The following is a 1,230-nucleotide window of genomic DNA, read 5'->3' on the forward strand; positions in this document are numbered from 1 at the left end:
TGGTTCTATGGTGAGTCCATAGCGCTGCCTTTAACGCCCTATAGCGCCGCCGACATCACCGATCCGCGCAACGCGAACCAACGCGGGCAACTGCTCAAGTACTACGACACCGCCGGCTTGCTTGACATGAGCGCTCGTGGCTATAGCGTGACAGGCGGCATGCTGCGTCAGGATAGGCAACTGCTCGCCGGTCACAACCCGAACCCAAATTGGAATCTCGCGCCCAGTTACCTGAAGTATGAGTTGGAGTCCACGGTCTACAGCACCGCTTGGACCTACAACGCATTGGCGCAGGTGCTCACTCAGACCGACGCGAAAAGCCATCAACAACAGACGGCCTACGACGTGGCCGGGCGCAAGGTGTCGAGCTCGGTGACCCCCCACGGGGGACCAAACGATGGTAAGACCATGCCTGTCACTACCGCCATCACCTACACGGCAGGCGGGCAGATCGAGACGCGGAGCGATGCCAACGACGTTCAGACGACCTACACCGTCGAGCCACAGCGCACGCAGCGGGTGCTCACCATCACCACCACGCGCAGCGCAGCGGCTGCCAGCGCGGCCAGGAAACGACGCCCCCAACGTCGAGCCACGAGCCGCTCAGGCAGGCGAGGCCGCGCTAGCAGCGGGACGCTGCTGCAGGACCTCTCTTACACCTACGACGGGGTAGGCAACGTCACGGCGCTCAGCGACGCGAGCATGCCGGTGACGTACCGCGCCAATGGCACAGTCGACGGCAACCGCAGCTATACCTATGACGCGCTCTATCAACTGCTCTCGGCGAGCGGACGCGAGAACTATGTGAGCAGCAATCCATCGGGCACCGACTCGCCCAGCGCCTATACCCCGCTGGACCAGGCCACTTACCGTAGCTACACACGCAATTACCAGTATGACCTTGGCGGCAATCTCTGCCAGATTGCAGCCGGCAATGCATCAGGCACGGGAGCGGCCGTACCCACGCGCAACATGGTCGTGGCGGCGGACAGCAACCGCGCCTTGAGCAATGTCAACAACGCCTCCCTGACAGCCGCAGGGGTGAGCAGCTTCTTCGACAGCGCGGGGCAAAGCATCTGTTTGGATGGCAATCAGAACATGCCGATGTACTGGACGCCATTGCACCAGCTATACGTCCTGGTCAGTTTCTATCGCCCATTGCCTCAATACCACGATGCTAGTGCCCCTGACTGGGGCTCCAGCGATTGCGAACTCTACGCTTACGACAGC

Annotated in this window: 1 pseudogene; it reads left to right on the forward strand. The window is 61.7% G+C overall.

Annotated features, from left to right (window positions below):
* A pseudogene (locus DXK93_RS32035) lies at positions 1-1,230 on the forward strand (RHS repeat protein); the annotation flags it as partial.

It is taken from the genome of Achromobacter sp. K91, assembly GCF_003576205.1.
Taxonomy (GTDB): domain Bacteria; phylum Pseudomonadota; class Gammaproteobacteria; order Burkholderiales; family Burkholderiaceae_B; genus Achromobacter; species Achromobacter aegrifaciens.